At 31.6% G+C, this 18,479-nt stretch carries 21 protein-coding genes and 1 other RNA gene; 9 read left to right on the forward strand and 13 right to left on the reverse strand.

The window, feature by feature from the left end:
* Positions 1–72 precede the first annotated feature (72 nt).
* The gene (locus ACTS9J_RS13665) at positions 73–846 is read left to right on the forward strand and encodes a LuxR C-terminal-related transcriptional regulator (RefSeq protein ID WP_219033690.1); all 774 of its coding nucleotides are present in this window, start codon (positions 73–75) and stop codon (positions 844–846) included.
* On the opposite strand, the gene rnpB is transcribed toward ACTS9J_RS13665, so the two are convergent.
* The 3 genes from rnpB to ACTS9J_RS13680 all read right to left on the reverse strand — a co-directional run bounded on the left by rnpB (position 846) and on the right by ACTS9J_RS13680 (position 4,534).
* An RNA gene (gene rnpB, locus ACTS9J_RS13670) (RNase P RNA component class A) lies at positions 846–1,155 on the reverse strand. The genes ACTS9J_RS13665 and rnpB overlap by 1 nt on opposite strands.
* An 83-nt stretch (positions 1,156–1,238) precedes the next feature.
* On the reverse strand, positions 1,239–3,764 hold the full coding sequence (locus tag ACTS9J_RS13675) for an ATP-dependent Clp protease ATP-binding subunit (protein WP_286494732.1): 2,526 nt from the start codon (positions 3,762–3,764) through the stop codon (positions 1,239–1,241).
* A 119-nt stretch (positions 3,765–3,883) separates the two neighbouring features.
* Positions 3,884–4,534 carry an NRDE family protein gene (locus tag ACTS9J_RS13680; RefSeq protein WP_115001619.1) on the reverse strand — a complete coding sequence of 217 codons (651 nt, stop codon included), beginning with the start codon at positions 4,532–4,534 and terminating at the stop codon, positions 3,884–3,886.
* A 50-nt stretch (positions 4,535–4,584) separates the two neighbouring features.
* On the opposite strand from ACTS9J_RS13680, the gene ACTS9J_RS13685 reads away from it, so the two are divergent.
* The 3 genes from ACTS9J_RS13685 (at position 4,585) to ACTS9J_RS13695 (ending at position 6,912) form a co-directional block, all read left to right on the forward strand.
* On the forward strand, positions 4,585–5,082 hold the full coding sequence (locus tag ACTS9J_RS13685; RefSeq protein ID WP_125350525.1) for a hypothetical protein: 498 nt from the start codon (positions 4,585–4,587) through the stop codon (positions 5,080–5,082).
* A complete protein-coding gene (locus ACTS9J_RS13690; protein WP_125350526.1) occupies positions 5,079–6,059 on the forward strand; it encodes a hypothetical protein in 981 nt (326 codons plus the stop codon). Before ACTS9J_RS13685 ends, ACTS9J_RS13690 begins: the two co-directional genes overlap by 4 nt.
* A 73-nt stretch (positions 6,060–6,132) precedes the next feature.
* Positions 6,133–6,912, forward strand: a complete 780-nt coding sequence (locus tag ACTS9J_RS13695) for a rhomboid family intramembrane serine protease (RefSeq protein ID WP_260392035.1) — start codon at positions 6,133–6,135, stop codon at positions 6,910–6,912.
* A gap of 32 nt (positions 6,913–6,944) precedes the next feature.
* On the opposite strand, the gene ACTS9J_RS13700 is transcribed toward ACTS9J_RS13695, so the two are convergent.
* On the reverse strand, positions 6,945–7,265 hold the full coding sequence (locus ACTS9J_RS13700) for a YbaB/EbfC family nucleoid-associated protein (protein WP_291060570.1): 321 nt from the start codon (positions 7,263–7,265) through the stop codon (positions 6,945–6,947).
* 23 nt (positions 7,266–7,288) lie between these two features.
* Positions 7,289–8,275 (reverse strand): GTPase ObgE, encoded by a 987-nt coding sequence (obgE, locus tag ACTS9J_RS13705; protein WP_115001628.1) that lies wholly within the window; start codon positions 8,273–8,275, stop codon positions 7,289–7,291.
* 209 nt (positions 8,276–8,484) lie between these two features.
* On the opposite strand from obgE, the gene ACTS9J_RS13710 reads away from it, so the two are divergent.
* The 3 genes from ACTS9J_RS13710 (at position 8,485) to ACTS9J_RS13720 (ending at position 10,342) form a co-directional block, all read left to right on the forward strand.
* Positions 8,485–8,661 carry a hypothetical protein gene (locus ACTS9J_RS13710; protein WP_181816329.1) on the forward strand — a complete coding sequence of 59 codons (177 nt, stop codon included), beginning with the start codon at positions 8,485–8,487 and terminating at the stop codon, positions 8,659–8,661.
* A 10-nt stretch (positions 8,662–8,671) separates the two neighbouring features.
* The gene (locus ACTS9J_RS13715; protein ID WP_291052573.1) at positions 8,672–9,193 is read left to right on the forward strand and encodes a hypothetical protein; all 522 of its coding nucleotides are present in this window, start codon (positions 8,672–8,674) and stop codon (positions 9,191–9,193) included.
* Positions 9,194–9,310: 117 nt separating this feature from the next.
* Positions 9,311–10,342, forward strand: a complete 1,032-nt coding sequence (locus tag ACTS9J_RS13720) for a quinone-dependent dihydroorotate dehydrogenase (protein ID WP_291052576.1) — start codon at positions 9,311–9,313, stop codon at positions 10,340–10,342.
* 118 nt (positions 10,343–10,460) lie between these two features.
* Here the strand turns inward: ACTS9J_RS13720 and ACTS9J_RS13725 are convergent, their stop codons facing one another.
* The 4 genes from ACTS9J_RS13725 to kdsA all read right to left on the reverse strand — a co-directional run bounded on the left by ACTS9J_RS13725 (position 10,461) and on the right by kdsA (position 13,887).
* On the reverse strand, positions 10,461–11,039 hold the full coding sequence (locus ACTS9J_RS13725; protein WP_125350758.1) for an adenylate kinase: 579 nt from the start codon (positions 11,037–11,039) through the stop codon (positions 10,461–10,463).
* Positions 11,040–11,045: 6 nt separating this feature from the next.
* On the reverse strand, positions 11,046–11,582 hold the full coding sequence (gene hpt / locus ACTS9J_RS13730) for a hypoxanthine phosphoribosyltransferase (RefSeq protein WP_038333090.1): 537 nt from the start codon (positions 11,580–11,582) through the stop codon (positions 11,046–11,048).
* Between the two features lie 60 nt (positions 11,583–11,642).
* On the reverse strand, positions 11,643–13,004 hold the full coding sequence (gene hemN / locus ACTS9J_RS13735; protein ID WP_448353347.1) for an oxygen-independent coproporphyrinogen III oxidase: 1,362 nt from the start codon (positions 13,002–13,004) through the stop codon (positions 11,643–11,645).
* Between the two features lie 73 nt (positions 13,005–13,077).
* A complete protein-coding gene (gene kdsA, locus ACTS9J_RS13740; protein WP_115001635.1) occupies positions 13,078–13,887 on the reverse strand; it encodes a 3-deoxy-8-phosphooctulonate synthase in 810 nt (269 codons plus the stop codon).
* A gap of 76 nt (positions 13,888–13,963) precedes the next feature.
* On the opposite strand from kdsA, the gene ACTS9J_RS13745 reads away from it, so the two are divergent.
* Positions 13,964–14,197: a uroporphyrinogen decarboxylase gene (locus tag ACTS9J_RS13745; protein WP_115001637.1), complete on the forward strand. Its 234-nt coding sequence runs from the start codon at positions 13,964–13,966 to the stop codon at positions 14,195–14,197.
* 18 nt (positions 14,198–14,215) lie between these two features.
* Positions 14,216–15,334 (forward strand): glycosyltransferase, encoded by a 1,119-nt coding sequence (locus ACTS9J_RS13750; protein WP_448353348.1) that lies wholly within the window; start codon positions 14,216–14,218, stop codon positions 15,332–15,334.
* Positions 15,335–15,355: 21 nt separating this feature from the next.
* Here ACTS9J_RS13750 and ACTS9J_RS13755 read toward each other — a convergent pair whose 3' ends face one another.
* The 4 genes from ACTS9J_RS13755 to rpmH all read right to left on the reverse strand — a co-directional run bounded on the left by ACTS9J_RS13755 (position 15,356) and on the right by rpmH (position 18,310).
* Positions 15,356–16,168: a 2OG-Fe(II) oxygenase gene (locus ACTS9J_RS13755; RefSeq protein ID WP_291075815.1), complete on the reverse strand. Its 813-nt coding sequence runs from the start codon at positions 16,166–16,168 to the stop codon at positions 15,356–15,358.
* A gap of 10 nt (positions 16,169–16,178) precedes the next feature.
* Positions 16,179–17,294, reverse strand: coding sequence for a hypothetical protein (locus ACTS9J_RS13760; RefSeq protein ID WP_448353349.1), 1,116 nt, complete (start codon positions 17,292–17,294; stop codon positions 16,179–16,181).
* An 81-nt stretch (positions 17,295–17,375) separates the two neighbouring features.
* Positions 17,376–18,068 carry a cell division ATP-binding protein FtsE gene (locus tag ACTS9J_RS13765; RefSeq protein ID WP_291047124.1) on the reverse strand — a complete coding sequence of 231 codons (693 nt, stop codon included), beginning with the start codon at positions 18,066–18,068 and terminating at the stop codon, positions 17,376–17,378.
* An 83-nt stretch (positions 18,069–18,151) separates the two neighbouring features.
* Complete coding sequence (rpmH, locus tag ACTS9J_RS13770) at positions 18,152–18,310, reverse strand: 50S ribosomal protein L34 (protein WP_019974979.1); 159 nt, start codon at positions 18,308–18,310, stop codon at positions 18,152–18,154.
* Positions 18,311–18,479 lie beyond the last annotated feature (169 nt).

Genomic DNA, 18,479 nt, shown 5'->3' on the forward strand with positions numbered 1-18,479 from the left:
AAAATTAGTTTATATTACTAACTTAAAAAATACTCATTTAATGGTATTTTATTAACTTTTACTTGTAAGCATATGAAAAAAGCAAATCAAAAATCTATTACTGAATATGCAAGTATTGTAAAAAAACTATGGAGTGAAAATACAGATCGTAGAACCTTAAACGAAAAAAATGAGAGTTTTCAATCGATTAATGATTATTTACAAACTTTAAGAAGTCTTGCTCTTGGTGAATCTTTTATGTATTTCATCAATCCTAATTCTGCAACATTCGAATATGTTTCTCCTCAATGCGAAGATATTTTGGGTTATCTTCCTGACGAATATACAGCTGAATTATGTGTTCAAATGGTACATCCCGATGATTTGCAACATGTGATTGATATTCAGCAACGAATTGCAAATTTTAGTATGGAAATTGTCCCTGAAGAAAGAATGAATTATAAATTTACTTATGATTTTCGTGTGATAGATAAAAAAGGAGAAATTCATCAAATTCATTTGCAACATTTCTTTTACGAATTAAGTAAAAATTTTTTACCAAATCGAGTTTTTTGTTTAGCGACTGACATCACACAAATAAAGGTTGGAGGAAAGCCTATTATGCATATTTACAACATCAAAGATGGATTGAATAATCTTCTTAATTCAAAAACAAATTCATCTTTACAACTTACAAAAAAAGAAACGGAGATTATCGAATTTCTGATTAAAGGCTACACAAGTCAGGATATAGCAAACGCTATAGATTTAAGTAAACATACTATTGACACGCATCGAAGAAATATTTTGAAAAAGAACAACTGTTCTAATACTTCAGAATTATTTAGTCTTTACTTCAAAAAATAGAAAAAAGCAAGCCGATAAGCCGGGTTCTGTCACCTTAATAAATCAAGATGCTTTGTCATTTATCTAGTATTTTAGTTACCTAAAATATCAATCTGCCTACCCCCCAGCAACGAACGAGTAGCTCTTAACTGCTGGTATACATGGCATTGCTCCGCATAGAGTTTACCTGGTTTCACTACAGCCGAACTGTACATACTTTCTGTTGCACTTGTCCTCGCCTCTCGACGGACGGGCGTTACCCGCTATGCTTACTCTTTGGAGCCCGGACTTTCCTCTTCACATACATGAAGCGACAAAGTGGCTTGCTGAGCGCAAATGTACGGCAAAAGTTACCGAAATAAAAAAGGCTTGAACAAAAATGTTCAAGCCTTTCTATTATAGAAACTTAGAAATTATTCTGATTTTTCTTCTTTCGTTTTTCCTTTTACAGAAATTTTAACACCATCTTTTGCTTCATTTAAATCAAGAGTTAATTCATCTCCTTCACTAATTACAGCATTGATAATTTCTTCTGCCATTGGATCTTCGATGTATTTCTGAATAGCACGTTTCAACGGACGAGCTCCATAATCTTTATCAAATCCTTTGTCTGCGATAAAATTCTTCGCTTCCTCTGTTAATTCAATATGATAATTCAAAGCTATTAAACGCTCGATTAAACTTGCTAATTCAATATCGATGATTTTCATGATGTCTTCTTTTGTCAATGAATTAAAGAAAATAATATCATCAATACGATTCAAAAATTCTGGCGCGAAAGCACGTTTTAAAGCTGTTTCAATTGTTGATTTTGCGCGTTCATCAGCAGAATCTTTCTTAGATGAAGTTCCAAATCCAACACCATCTCCAAACTCTTTCAATTGTCTTGTACCAATGTTAGACGTTAAAATGATAATCGTATTACGGAAATCAACTTTACGACCTAAACTATCTGTTACATGACCATCATCCAAAATTTGTAACAAGATATTGAATACATCTGGATGCGCTTTCTCAATCTCATCTAACAAAATTACCGCATATGGTTTACGACGAACTGCTTCTGTCAATTGTCCACCTTCTTCGTAACCAACGTAGCCCGGAGGTGCTCCAACTAAGCGAGAAACGGCAAATTTCTCCATGTATTCTGACATATCGATACGAATTAACGCATCATTCGAATCAAAGATTTCTTTCGCCAAAACTTTCGCTAATTGTGTTTTACCAACACCCGTAGTTCCTAAAAAAATGAATGAACCAATTGGTTTGTTCGGATCTTTCAATCCTGCACGATTACGTTGAATTGCTTTTACAACTTTCGTTACCGCTTCATCTTGACCAATTACTTTTCCTTTCATTAACTCATTCATCTGAGCCAATTTTTTCAATTCTTTTTCAGCTACACGATGTACAGGAACGCCAGACATCAACGAAACAACTTCCGCTACATTTTCTTCTGTAACTGTTTCACGATTCTCTTTCGATTCTTGTACCCATTTTGCTTGCTCACGTTTCAAATCACTTTCTATTTGTTTCTCTGAATCACGTAAACGAGCAGCTTCTTCGTATTTTTGAGATTTTACAACTTTCGTTTTCTCTTCGCGAACTTCTTCTAATTTTGCTTCAAGATCTAAAATTTCTTGAGGAACTTTTATATTCTTGATATGCACGCGAGAACCCGCTTCATCTAAAGCATCAATCGCTTTATCTGGCAAGAAACGATCTGTAATATAACGTGTTGTCAAATTTACACAAGCTTGCAACGCTTCATCTGTATAATTTACATTATGATGCGCTTCATACTTATCTTTGATATTATGTAAAATCTGTAATGTTTCTTCTGGAGTTGTTGGTTCAACCATCACATTTTGAAAACGACGAACTAATGCACCATCTTTTTCAATATATTGACGATATTCGTCCAACGTTGTTGCTCCAATACATTGTAATTCACCACGCGCCAAAGCAGGTTTGAACATGTTAGAAGCGTCTAAAGAACCCGTAGCTCCTCCTGCTCCAACAATTGTATGTAACTCATCAATGAAAAGAATAATATCATCATTTTTCTCTAATTCATTCATGATTGCTTTCATACGCTCTTCAAATTGTCCACGATATTTAGTTCCAGCAACTAATGATGCTAAATCTAATGTTACCACACGTTTGTTGAACAATACGCGCGAAACTTTACGTTGTACAATTCTTAACGCTAAACCTTCTGCAATTGCAGATTTACCAACACCTGGCTCTCCAATTAACAATGGATTGTTCTTTTTACGACGAGAAAGAATTTGCGAAACACGTTCTATTTCTTTTTCGCGTCCAACTACAGGATCTAATTTTCCTTCTTGCGCAATCGCTGTCAAATCTCGTCCGAAATTATCTAAAACTGGTGTTTTACTTTTCGAAGTAGGTTTACTTGTAGATGCACGCTCAAAATCGTTATCAGAATCACCTCCATCAAAAGATGGATTTTCTGCACGAGGAGATTGAATTTCCTCATCTTGAAATTGAAATTTGAATTCCTCCTTTACTGTATTGTAATCAATATCCAACTTATTCATCAATTTTGTAATCGGATCGTTTTCATTACGAAGAATACACAATAATAAGTGAATTGTATTTACAGTCGGACTTTTAAACAATTTTGCTTCTAAGAATGTTGTTTTCAACGCTCTTTCAGCTTGTTTTGTCAAACTCAAATTTTTTATATTATTACCTGGAGTTTCTTTTGCTGGGTTTAGGTTTTCTATTTTTTGACGCATTTCGTCTAAATCGACATTCAATGCTTCTAAGACAGAAATGGCTTTCCCTTCACCGTCGCGAATAATCCCCAACAGAAGGTGTTCCGTTCCTATTTGGTCGTGGCCTAATCTCAACGCTTCTTCCTTACTATAAGAAATAACGTCTTTTACTTGTTGTGAGAAATTATCGTTCATTTTATTATTTAAGCTGTCTTTAACAAATATAATTATTCTGATAGACTATAGCATAAATTATGCCTATGTCCGAAATGATTTGATGATTCCTTAAAATAACGAATTATTGTCTATTAATTTCAAAATAGCTGACAATATTTCATATCAATTCTTAAAGAATTCATAATAATTTGAGAGATAGATGTCGTTGCTAAAAAATCGTACAAATCACCTTTTTTCATTTTCAAATCATCGTGAAGTTCTAAAATTTCTTCGGATTTTAAATCATTATTTTGATTAAAAATTTCATCAATTTCATTTCTTCTTTCAGGACTGTACAATGTCGACGAACACCATGTCACAATTTTTTCTTGCGAAATATCTTTTACGCTCAGTTTATTTTCATTCCAAAACAAAAGGTAAGCATTTTTAGTTAGTCTTTCAAAAACAAAAATTGTAAAAGGTGCGATTCCTGACAAATTTTCCGAATTAATAAACTCATTTACAGAATTATATTTCAATAAATCTAATAAGATAATTCCTCTACTTTCTCTGTATTTTTCTTTGAAATGCATTGGTTTTTCGATTCCTCCATTCAAAATACACGCAACATATTGTTCCGAATAAAAAATCCAAGTTCCATTTGCGCGCTCATCTACAGGCGAAAAATAAGTTTTATCAAAACGCTTTTGCTCCACAATCTCTTTAGAAGAAGAACGATTTATTTCCTCATCTCGGTTGTGCGTCAACACAAATTCATCCTCATTTCTGTAAAAACTGATTATACACATCTCATTTTTCAATTTAGTTCAAATGTAAAAATTTATCTTTGCAAAGAATTATGAGTATTCAGAAAACTATAGCGCATTCCTTTGATGAAATGAAATCGATTCTTTTGCAATTTGACGATCTGTCTTTTCAAAAGGAATTAGAAATCATTTCTGGTGCTTCTGTTGGTCAACATTTTCGTCATATTATCGAGTTTTATTCGTGCTTTTTACAAGCGCAAAAAAACAATTGTATTTGTTATGATGATAGAGAGCGAAATCGTGCTTTAGAAAATTCGGTTGTTGAAAGTTTGAATACGCTGAATCATCTAAAATCACAAATAGAACGTTTAGATTTAGAAAAAACAATTCAGCTAAAACAGAATTATTACGGAGAGAATTTCACAATTAATACCACAAATTATCGCGAATTAATGTATTGTTTTGATCATAGCATTCATCATTTTGCGTTGATTAAAATTGCGATCGAAACTCATTTTTCAACGATTAAAATTCCACAAAATTTTGGAATTGCATCTTCTACAATTGCTTTTCAAAATCAAGAAAAATGAATCCGAAAATAACAAAATGGACACGATACGAATTTTGGCCATTCTGGTTATTTTATGCGCCATTGACACCTTGGTACATTTATAAAATCTTTCAAACAGGCGCTCCAGCTTACTTTTGCTCGGCAAATCCTACAATGAAATGGGGCGGATTTATTGATTATTCTAAAATTGATTTACTCAATCAAATTGATAAAAATTATAAGCCAAAAACCATTTTTTTTGATGAATTTACAACACAAGAAATTCCGTTTAATTTTCCCTTTATTGCAAAACCAAATCTTGGTGAACGTGGAATTGGTGTAGAATTAATCAGAAATGAAATTGATTGGAAAAATTATTTAGAGCAAAATAATCGAGATTTAATTTTACAAGAATATATTCAATCAAACTTTGAGTTTGGTGTTTTCTATGTTAGATTACCAAAAGAAAAAAATGGTAAAATACTGTCGATAACAGCAAAAGATTTTTTGACGTTTACGGGTGATGGAAAATCAACTTTGAAAGAATTAATCGAACAAAATTTAAGAGCTTTTTACCGAAAAGATTATTTGTTTAAACGTTTACAAAACGAACTAAATTCAGTTCTTCAAAAAGATGAAAAATTATTGGTTGAACCAATAGGAAATCATAGTCGAGGAACAACTTTTTTAGATGGATCTTCTCTAAAAACGTCTAAATTAGAAGAAACTATAGATCAAATCGCACAAAAAATTGATGGTTTTTATTATGGTCGTATCGATTTGAAAGCAAAAAGTTTAGAAGATTTTCAGAACGGAAATTTTGTCATACTTGAAATTAATGGTGCAAATTCTGAAGCAACTCATATTTATGATCCGAATTTTAATTTGATAAAAGCTTATAAGGAAGTGATTAAGCATTTGAATTACCAACATAAAATTGCTGTTCAAAATCATCAATTAGGCGTGAAATGGACAGATTGGAAATTGCTTGCGAGAGAATTAATAAAACGCTATTAAACTTAATTTGACCAAAATTGGCAGATTTTCTGGAAAGGAATAAAGATTGAATGATGTTTTCAAAACCAATTTTATGAGTTATCCTTTTCCGAAGAAAACTATTATAATTCCTCTGCTACTGCTTATACCAATGTGGATTATCTTTTTGTTCCAACAAAACGGATACAATTTAAACGGTTGTTACGGCGTTATTCCGAGAACTTTCGTAGGATTGAAAGGAATTCTGCTCTCACCTTTATTTCATTCGGGTTGGAAACACATTATCAGTAATACCTTTCCGTTAGCATTTCTTAGCTTTATCGCACTATTGATGTACGATAGATTAGCTTATTATGTTATTTTTTTTGGTTGGATTTTATCAGGAATTATTCTTTGGATGATTGGAAATCCTCCTTTTTTAGATGATAATGTAAGTTGCCATATCGGAGCAAGTTCTATCGTTTATTTATTGGCTTCGTTCATATTTTTCAGTGGAATTATTAGAAAAGAACGCGGTTTAATGGCGATTTCATTAATCATTATTTTATTATACGGCGGAATGATTTGGGGAATGGTTCCTCAAGAAATTTTACCACAATTAAAAACAGATACAAGTAGTAATTCTATTTCTTGGGAAGGACATTTAAGTGGATTTATTTCGGGTGCATTTTTTGCTTATTTGTTTAGAAATATTGGTCCACAAAAAGAAGTTCCGAAATGGGATCAAGAAAATTATTATGATCCACAAGCCGAGCGTTTATGGGATATTTACCAAGAACAAGAACGTTTGAAAGCAGAATATCTTGAATCTTTGGATGAGAAAGATGATAAAAATATTGAACCAAATTATCAAACAAAAACCCCTGAAAATTAATTTTCAGGGGGTTTTATTTTTTCAAATTCTTCTTAGAAAGGCATTCCAGGAATGTTTGGTAAATTTTCTTGAGCTGTTTTTTTCGCTCTGTCAATTGCTTCTGTTTTTACTTGTTCCAACGCTTTGTTTAACGTCATCACTAACAAATCTTCAATTTCTTCTTTTTCCATTCCTTCAGCAAGTTCAATATCTTTTATTGTTGCTAATTTAGACATTGTAATTTTTACTTTTCCATCGTTAGAAGTCGTTGTAAAAATTTCTCCATCTAATTCATTTTTCAAATCAGAAAATTTATCTTTAAATGAATTGATTTTTCCCATCATTCCCATGATGTCTCCAAAATTTCTAAACATTTGTCTTTATCTTTAATAATTAGTTATTCGTGTAGTTTTTTCCACAATAAATCTTTCAATTCTGTGATTCCTTTTCCAGAAACAGACGAAATAAATATCGTATCAATATCAGTTGGTAATTGTGCTTTAATCTCAGCTTCCAATTCATCATCTAACATATCTGACTTAGAAATAGCTAAAATTCGTTCTTTATCTAACAATTCAGGATTGAATTTTTTCAATTCATTCAACAGAATTTCATATTCTTTTTTATAATCTTCTGTATCGGCAGGAATTAAAAATAATAAGTTAGAATTACGCTCAATATGACGCAAGAAACGATGTCCAAGACCTTTTCCTTCTGCCGCACCTTCGATAATTCCAGGAATATCTGCCATAATAAATGACTGATGATTACGGTATTCTACAATTCCCAAGTTAGGTGTTAACGTTGTAAATGCGTAATCTGCAATTTTTGGTTTAGCAGCCGAAACAGCTGATAATAAAGTAGATTTTCCTGCATTTGGAAAACCAACTAAACCAACATCTGCCAAAATTTTCAACTCCAATGTAACTTGACGCTCGTCACCATCCAAACCTGGCTGTGCATAACGAGGCGTTTGACGCGTTGCAGAACGGAAATGCCAGTTTCCTAGCCCCCCTTTTCCTCCTTGCGCAATAATTAATTCTTGCCCATTTTCTGTTACTTCGCCAATAATATTTCCTTCGTCATCTTTGGCAATTGTTCCGATCGGAACTTCCAAAATAATATCTTCACCGTCAGCACCAGTAGAACGAGATTTACCTCCACGTCCACCGTTTTGCGCACGGAAATGTCTTTTGAATCGAAATTCTAACAAGGTCCAAAGATTTGAGTTTCCAAGAAGCGTGATATTTCCTCCACGTCCACCATCTCCACCATCTGGTCCACCTTTGTCAATATATTTTTCGCGATGCAAACTTGCTGAACCCGCACCTCCATGTCCGGCTCTACAATTTATTTTTACGTAGTCAACAAAATTTGATTGCATAATTTTTCTCTTTTAATTAGTCTGCAAAAGTACAATTTCTAATTTGTTTATTAAAATCTTGTATTATCTATTTTGAATGAATAATTTATAATGACTCAGATTTTTATTTATATTTATTCAATTAATTAACACACTATCATGAATACTAAAAAAATTTGTCCGAATATACTGATGACTAACTTCTGAAAAAGCAAAAACAAACCAAAACAATGGTAATTACTTTTGGATGTTTGATGTTTTTGATTTCTATCTTCTTGGTATATTCAGCAATAAAATCAAAAAATTATGCATTAATTGCCGTTGCTTGCAGAACTTCAACTACTTTGATGCCTTTGGTCATAAGGCTTTCTATGATTAACAAAGAAATAAAATCGCGCCAAAAATAGATTCAATAGTATGAATAACGAACATTTACAACGATTACTTCCTTTTGGTTATATTTATTTAGTCATCATGGGAATTATTAAAGAATCTATTTTTTACTATCAATTGGATATTAATATTCTGAAATTTTCGAGCATTATGGATATCTTAATAAGTCCAATTTCTGAAATTACCGCACATCCTTTCCTACTAATCTTTTTTATTCTTCTTATTTTTCTACTTTATAGTTTTAAACAGTATTCATTGAAACATCCAGAGAAAAAATTCATTAAGAAATATTATAAGATTAAAGAAACTGATAACCTCACGAATGAAGAATTCACTAAGAAAATTAATCAAAATTCAATTGAATTCTTTTTTGTTATGCTGATTTGTTTCTTTTTAGGTTTTGGAATTGGTGGTGGTAATTTTTTATCAAAACGAATAAAAAATGGAGATTTAAAATTCGAAAAATATGGACAAACCTTAACTTTCAATTCTGGTGAGAAAAAAGAAATCTACCTTATCAATACCAATAGTCTCTACTATTTTTAAGTTGGAAAAGGTCAAAAAACTGTTGAAATTTCTCCAATTAGCACAATACAATCAATCACAAAAAATAAGTAATCAAAACATATTTTTATAATGAATAGGATTGATTAATTTTGTAGCATGTACAAACAATTCAAAAACATTTTATTTCAATTACAACCCGAAGATGCGCATCATTTCGTTACGCGAAATCTAAAAAATTATGCTGCATTTCCTGGAGTTGGAAAATTATTAGATAAATTTTATCAATACAATCATCCAAGTTTAGAACGAGAAGTTTTTGGAATTAAATTCAAAAATCCAATTGGTTTAGCTGCTGGTTTTGATAAAAATGCTGAATATATTGAAGAATTGAACCACTTCGGATTTGGCTTTATCGAAATTGGAACCGTTACACCAAAACCTCAACCAGGGAATGATGCGCCGCGTATGTTTCGTTTGGTAGAAGATGAAGCGATTATCAACCGAATGGGATTTAATAACAAAGGTGTTGATTTTGCTGTTTCGAAAATTAGAGAATTAAAAAATCGTGAAAACTATATTATTGGCGGAAATATTGGTAAAAACAAATTGACACCAAATGAAGATGCTGTTGACGATTACATCAAATGTTTCAATGCATTGTTTGATTATGTTGATTATTTTGTAGTCAATGTAAGTTCTCCAAACACACCTGGATTACGCGATTTACAAGAAAAAGAACCTTTATTGTACATTCTTAATTATTTGCAACAATACAATAATCAAAACGAAAAACCGAAACCAATTTTACTTAAAATCGCACCAGATTTAACAGATTCTCAATTGGACGATATTATAGATATTGTATTAGAATCTAAAATTGCTGGAGTGATTGCTACAAATACAACCATTTCAAGAGAAGGATTAAAATCTGATCCAGAAATTGTAAAAGAAACTGGTGGAGTTTCGGGAAAACCACTTAAAAATCGTTCAACAGAAGTGATTCGTTATCTTTCTGAAAAATCGAACAAAGCATTTCCTATCATTGGAGTTGGCGGAATTCATACAGCCGAAGATGCTAAAGAAAAACTGGAAGCTGGTGCAAGTTTGTTACAAGTTTATACAGGTTTTATTTATGAAGGTCCTGCTGTTGTAAAAAACATTTGTAAAGGCTTGGTTGAAGGAAAATAGAAAAGTCATTCTGATGTCGGTTCTTCATTTCACAAAAAGCTACATTCAGAAATGATAATAATAAAAAAATGCTCCTTTAATTAAAAGGAGCATTTTTAGTATTATGTAAAAGTTGTTCTTATAAAACTTCTTTAATTGCTGCGTTCAATTTTTCGGTAATATCTTCAATAGAACCTACTCCATCAATCTCAACCCATTTTCCTTGCGCTTTGTAGTGTTCTGCTACAATTGCAGTTTTCTCGTAATATTCTGTAATACGATCACGGATAATTTTTTCGTCCACATCATCAGCACGACCAGAAGTTTTTCCGCGTTCTAATAAACGTTGAACCAAAATTTCGTCATCCACAACTAATGCTAATGTAATCGAAACTTCGCTTTCGTATTTATCTGCTAAGATTTTATCTAAAGCTTCTGCTTGAGATGTTGTACGTGGATATCCATCAAAAATGTATCCTTGCGCATTTGGATTGTTATCTAAATGATCAACCAACATATTTGTTGTTACCTCATCTGGAACTAATTGTCCCTTGTCCATGTAAGATTTCACAAGAGCGCCTAATTCTGTTTCATTTTTAAGGTTGAAACGAAATAAGTCTCCAGTAGAAATTTGAGGAGTTTGGTACTTTTCTTCTAAAAATTTAGCTTGTGTTCCTTTACCACTGCCAGGAGGTCCGAACAATACAATGTTTAGCATTTTGTTTTAATGTTTTATTTGATAAATATCTGGTAAATTTCTTCCTAATCCGTCAAAATCTAATCCATAACCTACTACAAATTTATCAGGAATAGAAATTCCTACTAAATCTACTTTTAAATCTTTTTTGTAAGCATCTGGCTTAAATAATAAAGTTGCTACTTTTAATGATTTTACCTTTTTCTCTTTCAAGATTCGGTGCAACTCTACTAACGTATTACCTGTATCTACAATATCTTCTAAAATAATTACGTGACGTCCTTCAACATTCATCGGAATATCCATCTCAATAGTAATTTTCCCTGTTGATTCTGTTCCTTCGTAAGATTTTAATTTCAAGAACGAAATCTCACATTCTCCTTGATATTGTTTTAAGAAATCGCTGAAGAACATTACAACTCCGTTTAATACACCAACAAAAATCGGTCTTTCGTCTTTGTATTCTTCGTAAACTTCGTTTGCCATATTTTTGATGGCGTGTTCTATTTCTTCAAAAGCGATGTACGGAATAAATTTTTTACCGTGAATTTCTATTTCTTTCATTGTTTGAGATATTCAAATATATACTTTTTTTGATAAAGTTTAAAACATTTATCTATTTTATTAGATTGTCATTGAGAAAATGCGTGTTTCTGGCTCGTTATCTATCATTCTCTTATCGAATGTCATACACACATTTCTCACGTATGGACGTCCTTCTTCTTTTACGATCAAACCATTCTCTACAAATTCAATCAAATTATCGTCAACCATATCTTGCAACATAGTTTTAATACGATCTACATCATCAAATTTCATGTTATCATCAGCCCAAGAAGTTTCTAAATTACACATTAAATTTAGAATATGACGACGCATAATCAAATCTTCTTCTGATAAAATATGTCCTTTGAAAACGGATAACTCTCCGTTATTAATTGATTTTTCGTACTCTTCTACCGTTTTCTCGTTTTGTGCAAAACTATACCAAGAATCGCTGATAGAAGAAACTCCTAAACCAACCATTAATTGTGTTTTCGAAGAAGAATATCCCATAAAATTACGATGTAATGTATGGTTTTTCATCGATTGATACATCGAATCTTGTTCTAAGGCAAAATGATCCATTCCAACTTCGAAATAGTTCATTTCCTCGAACATTTTCTTTCCTTCTTCATATAATGCACGTTTCAATTCTGGTGAAGGCAAATCTCCGTCATGAAAACCACGTTGTCCGACACCTTTTATCCACGGCACATGTGCATAACTGTAAAACGAAATACGATCTGGATTTAATTCTTTTGTCAAATTAATAGTTTCCATCATTCCTTCCATTGTTTGATGTGGAAGACCAAAAATCAAATCGTGAGAAATCGATGTAAAACCAATTTCGCGCGCTTCTTCTGTTGCTCTTTTCACATTCTCGAAAGGTTGGACACGATTAATCGCTTCCTGAACTTTTAGATCATAATCTTGTACACCATACGAAATACGTCTAAAACCTAAATCGTATAAAGCCTGTAAATGTTCTCTTGTTGTGTTATTTGGATGACCTTCTAAACTAAATTCGTGTCCTTCAGCTACATCCGCATATTCAAAAATACCATCAATTAATTTCTTCAAATTTTCTGGAGAAAAAAACGTTGGTGTTCCTCCTCCTAAATGAATTTCTTTAATTTTTGGTCGAGATGAAAATAAATCCACATATAATCTCCATTCTTTCAAAACTGTATCAATATACGGAACTTCTACCGAATGTTGTTTCGTAATACGTTTGTTACATGCACAAAACGTACACAACGACTCGCAATAAGGTAAATGAATATAAATTGATATTCCTTCTTCTACATTACTTTCATCGAAAGATCGTTGAAAAGTTTCAATCCAACCTTGTTTAGTAAAATCATCATTGTCCCAAAACGGAACAGTTGGATAACTTGTGTAACGAGGTCCTGGAATATTATATTTCTGAATTAAATTATCCATTATCTAAAAAAATTAAAAATACTTAATCAACTTGACTAAGTATTATTTAATAAATTTTCTTTAAAAATTATTTTTATAGAATTGCCTGACGAACTCTAACTAATTTAGTTAATAAGTCTTCTAACAAATCTAATTGTAACATGTTTGCACCGTCACTTTTTGCATTTTTAGGATCTGGATGCGTTTCGATAAAAATACCATCAGCACCAACAGCAATTCCAGCTTTAGCAATCGTTTCGATTAATTCTGGCTTTCCTCCTGTTACACCTGAAGCCTGATTTGGTTGTTGTAAAGAATGTGTGATATCTAAAATAACTGGTGCATAATTTTGCATCACAGGAATTCCACGATAATCTACCACTAAATCTCCGTAACCTAACATTGTTCCACGCTCGATAATTGCTACATTATTATTACCAGAATCTGTTACTTTTTCTACAGGAAATTTCATTGCTTCTGGCGAAAGAAATTGACCTTTTTTCAACGTAACATGTTTTCCAGTTTGTGCAGCTGCAACCACTAAATCGGTTTGACGAACCAAGAAAGCAGGAATTTGTAGCACATCTACATAAGCCGCCGCCATTTCTGCATGAAAAGGTTCGTGAATATCTGTAGTTGTTGGAACATCAAAAGTTTCTCCAACTTTTTGAATAATTTTCAATGCTTTTTCATCTCCAATCCCTGTAAAACTATCAATACGAGAACGATTTGCTTTTTTGAAAGATCCTTTAAAAACATAAGGAATCTCTAATTTATCAGTAATTGTTACTACTTTTTCAGCAATTCTCAAAGCCATATCTTCACTTTCGATGGCACATGGACCAGCAAGTAAAAAGAAGTTTGGCGAATCTTTGTGTTTTATCTTTGATAAAGTTTCTATCATTGTGCAAATTTACACAAAGTTATCGACTTATTTTTCATAATTTTGCCTATACTTTATCATTCTTATTTATCGTTTTATGGATTTTTTATCTAACATTGGTATAGCTGATATTTTTGGCTATCTTGCTTCAGTCTTTATTGTACTAGCATTCTTTTTTTCGAAGATTACAATTATCCGCATTATCAATGCAATTGGTTGTGTATGTTTTGTAATTTATGCTGCTATGATCGAGGCTTGGCCAGTCCTTATTCCAAATGCGATTTTATTTTTAGTTCAGGCGTATTATATCATCTTCAAACCTGGAAAATAATCTTCAAAAACCATAAAATTGAAAATCCTATCTGCTGTACTAAATAATATTGAAACGGATCAAAGATTAGATAAAGTTTGCCATTCTTTGTTAAAATTTGGATACGATGTAGAATTGATTGGCGCGACTATAAACGGTAGACCGAAATTGAATAAACCGTACAAGACATTTTTGATGGAACAAAAGAATCAATCAACAATGAAAAAGTATGCTGAATTCAATTACAAATTATTTTTCACTTTGCTTAAAAAAGCGGATAAACAGACTATTTTATTAGCGAATGATTTGGATAGTTTACTTCCTTTTTATTTGGTAAGTAAAATCAAAAAAATTCCTTTAGTTTTTGATAGTCACGAAATTTATTCAGAATTGCCATCATTACACAATCGTCCTAAAACAAAAAAAGTTTGGAAAACTTTAGAACGTTCTCTTGTTCCAAAAATCAAATATTTTTATACAGTAAGTGATGGATATGCCAATTGGTTTCGCAAGGAATATGGTGCTAATCCGGCTGTGATTAGAAATGTTCCCAACCGAACAAAACTTAACGATAAACAAGATTTAATTTTCTTTCGCTTACCCGAAAATCCAACAAACGATAAAATATTATTGTATCAAGGCGCAATTAACATGAGTCGAGGAATTGACAGAATGATTAAAGCTTTCAAATACATTGATAATTGTCAATTTTGGATTGCTGGCGAAGGGCCTAAAAAAACTGAATACGAACAATTGGTAAAAGATTTAGACTTAACTAATCGCATTCATTTTTTAGGAAATATTCCCCCAAAAACTTTAAAAACTATAACACCTTTAGCTGATGTAGGAATGAGTATGGAAGAAGATTTAGGATTAAGCTATCGCTACGCTCTACCGAATAAATTATTTGACTTTATTCAAGCTAGAGTACCAATTTTAGCAACAAATTTACCAGAAATAAAAAAAATAGTCGAAGAGTATAAAGTTGGAAAAGTGATTGACAACCACTATCCAAAACATTTGGCTGAAAAACTACAAGAAATCTTAGACGAAGGAAAAAGAAGTTACCAAGAAAATCTTGCAAATGCTGCAAACGAACTTTGTTGGGAAAATGAAGAATTGAAATTGAAGGAGATTTTTGAAAAAATAAAAAAGTAGATTAAAATTTAATCTACTTTTTTATTTTTTATAAATATGCGGATTTTCCACTACTCCTTTTTTAAATACTTTTCTAACGCCCATTCTTAGTGCATTATCAACTTGCAAAACTTGATCCAAAACCTTTTGCTCTGGACGACCTCTAAACGAAGTCACATGAAAAGAATCTGTTTCTCTTAAAGGTTCTTTAGAAAAATAATAATTTGAAACACATTTTCTAAAACCTTCAAACTTTATTGGAGAAACCGAATGCAAAGAATCATTATGCGTTGCCATTACCGCTAATCGATTGAATTTACTAAAAATCGTAATTTGATCATTTTTCAATCCATTTGGCCAAATTTCTAAATTACCACCATATTCTTCTTTCCAGTCTGGCGTTACATAATACAATAAATTCAACACACGCCACAATTCTCTTTTCGCATCGTGAGAATTATCCAAATGAGGCTGCAAAAATTGACGATTTCCCATCATAGACAAACCTCCAGCATACAAAGATGAATCTGGAATAGGTTGTTTTATTTCGCAAATCTCAGCAATCAAATTTACGATTCTTTCATCTTGAAAAGCGTAAATAATTTCTTCTAAAATAGGATGATATTGATCCATTTGAACAGCAATATATTTATCTTCTTTCAAACTTTTTTTCAACACCATTTCTTTTTCTTGTGGAAAAACTTGATTTATCTCCAAAACTAATTCTTCTGGTAATAGATCATCAACCCAAAAATAACCGATCTTATCTTTGCTACTATTATATTGTTGACTTATTTCTTCCTTTTGATCAATTAATCGTTGTAAAATTATATCTGCAAATTGATTTCTGTTCATAATCATAAAGTTAATTAAAAATTTGTTTCAAAATAATTTTGGCATTCAATTTATCATTCAAATCATATTCAAGCGTATCAATATATTCTTCTGACCCTAAAAAAGGTTTATTTTTTAAATGATTAATAGCTTTTATCAACTCTAATTTATTCAAAACTTGAACACAAAGTCCACTAATTTTCTCATCATCTATTACATTTTCATTAATTATCGAAAAACGACTATTGAATAATGCATTTATTACTTTTAGCTTTGTCCCAGATTCCTGAAAAGACCACGCAATATTAAGATGAGCTTTTGCGAAAAGTTTTTTCAAATGATTAAAATCTTTCAATTTAACAAATTGTATATGTGGATGATTTTTAATTTTTGCTTTTACCCAATCCTCTCTAGAACCTGAAGCAATAACGAAAGGATAATCAATTTCTTTAAAAACTTCTATCAAGAAATCGACTACTTTACAATTGTCCGAAGCTCTCAAATCTCCGTGATACAAAGCAAATTCTCCTTTTTCACTTAATGATTGAAAAGTTTCATTTCCATGAAAAACAGGTACAAATTTTCCTTTATTATATTTTTCTTGAATATAATTTTGTTCAAATTTAGAAAGTGTAAAAACTTCATCAAACTGGTGGATAATATTTTCGTATTGGATATATTTTTTTGCCTCAATATAAAACAATGCTTTTTTCGCTAGATTCTTTTCGCTTTCAGCCAATCCGGAAAAATAATTTTGCTCAATATTATGTAGTCTCAAATATTTAGAATAACCTTCAAGAGTATATTTATTCAAAATAAATGTTGTTTTTAGACTTTCAAAAAATATAGGTGCTTTCAACGATTTAATTCGTTCATACAATAATTTGCTATCCCTCGATTTTACTGAAATAGGATATTTCTGAAAAATATAATAAGGCATCTGATGTATTGGATAAAAATAAACTTCTTTAGCATATTTCCTTAAAACATCTCTTTCTGTTTCGTTAAACCCAAACAAATGTAAATGAATTTCAATCCCAAGTTGATGAAATGCTTTCAATTTAAAAAAAACATCTATAACGCCTCCATAATTGGGAGGAAATGGAACATCCATACTTATAAAATGAAGTTTATTACCTTGATACATTAGTCAGTTAATTATTTAACAAAAAAAAAGAGTCTACAACTAAGTAAACTCTTTCTTTAAAATTATATTGTGTAATTTATCTTATTCTGATATCGCTTCCGCAACTTCAAATAATCTTCCGTCTTCACAACGCACTTTACGCGCAGGATAGCGACGAATAATTTCATAATCGTGTGTAGCCATCAAAACTGCACAATTATTATCTTTCGATACCGACAACAATAAATCCATAATATCATTTGACGTTTCTGGATCTAGGTTTCCTGTAGGCTCATCTGCTAAAATTAATTCAGGATGATTTAATAAAGCACGAGCAATAGAAACACGCTGTTGTTCTCCTCCAGAAAGACGGAAAGGCATCATTTTCTTTTTTGACAACATCCCTACCGAATCTAAAACCTCATCAATACGTTTATCGATTGTAGCCTTATCTTTCCAACCTGTTGCTTTCAAAACGAACGTTAAATTTTGCTCAACTGTACGATCTGTTAATAATTGGAAATCTTGGAAAACGATTCCTAAATGTCTTCTAAGATCAGGAATTTTACTTGTTTTCAATGATTTCAAATCCATTCCAACCACAGAACCTTGTCCCGATTGAAGTGGTAAATCACCATAAAGCACTTTCAACAAACTACTTTTTCCACTTCCTGTTTTTCCAATAAGGTAGACAAATTCTCCTTCATTAAGTGTAAAATTAACGTCAGATAATACTAAATGATTTCTTTGATATATAGATGATTGACTTAACTCAATTACATTTTTAGCTTCCATACTTTTCTACAGTCTTTAAAACAAATGTAAAAAAAAAGCTTGAAAGAACGACCTTCAAGCTTATTTTTTATGAATTGTAGCGATTATCTTTTAGCTCTTACTTCACTAACAGTTAATGCTTTTCTTCCTTTCTTTCTACGAGCAGCTAATACTTTGCGCCCGTTTTTAGAAGCCATACGCTCACGGAATCCGTGTTTGTTTCTTTTTTTTCTGTTACTTGGTTGAAATGTTCTTTTACTCATCTTTACTAAGTTTCTAATCCATTACTCGAATGGGTTGCAAATATACAGTTATTATTATTAATTCAAAAATCAAATTGATAGAAAATTACAAAAAAGCTGAATTAATAGTAAACCGCGTTCCGTTCTACACTTTGTAATTTTCGAAGTGCAAATATAAAAACATTTTTTT

Source organism: Empedobacter sp. ULE_I140 (genome assembly GCF_053482575.1).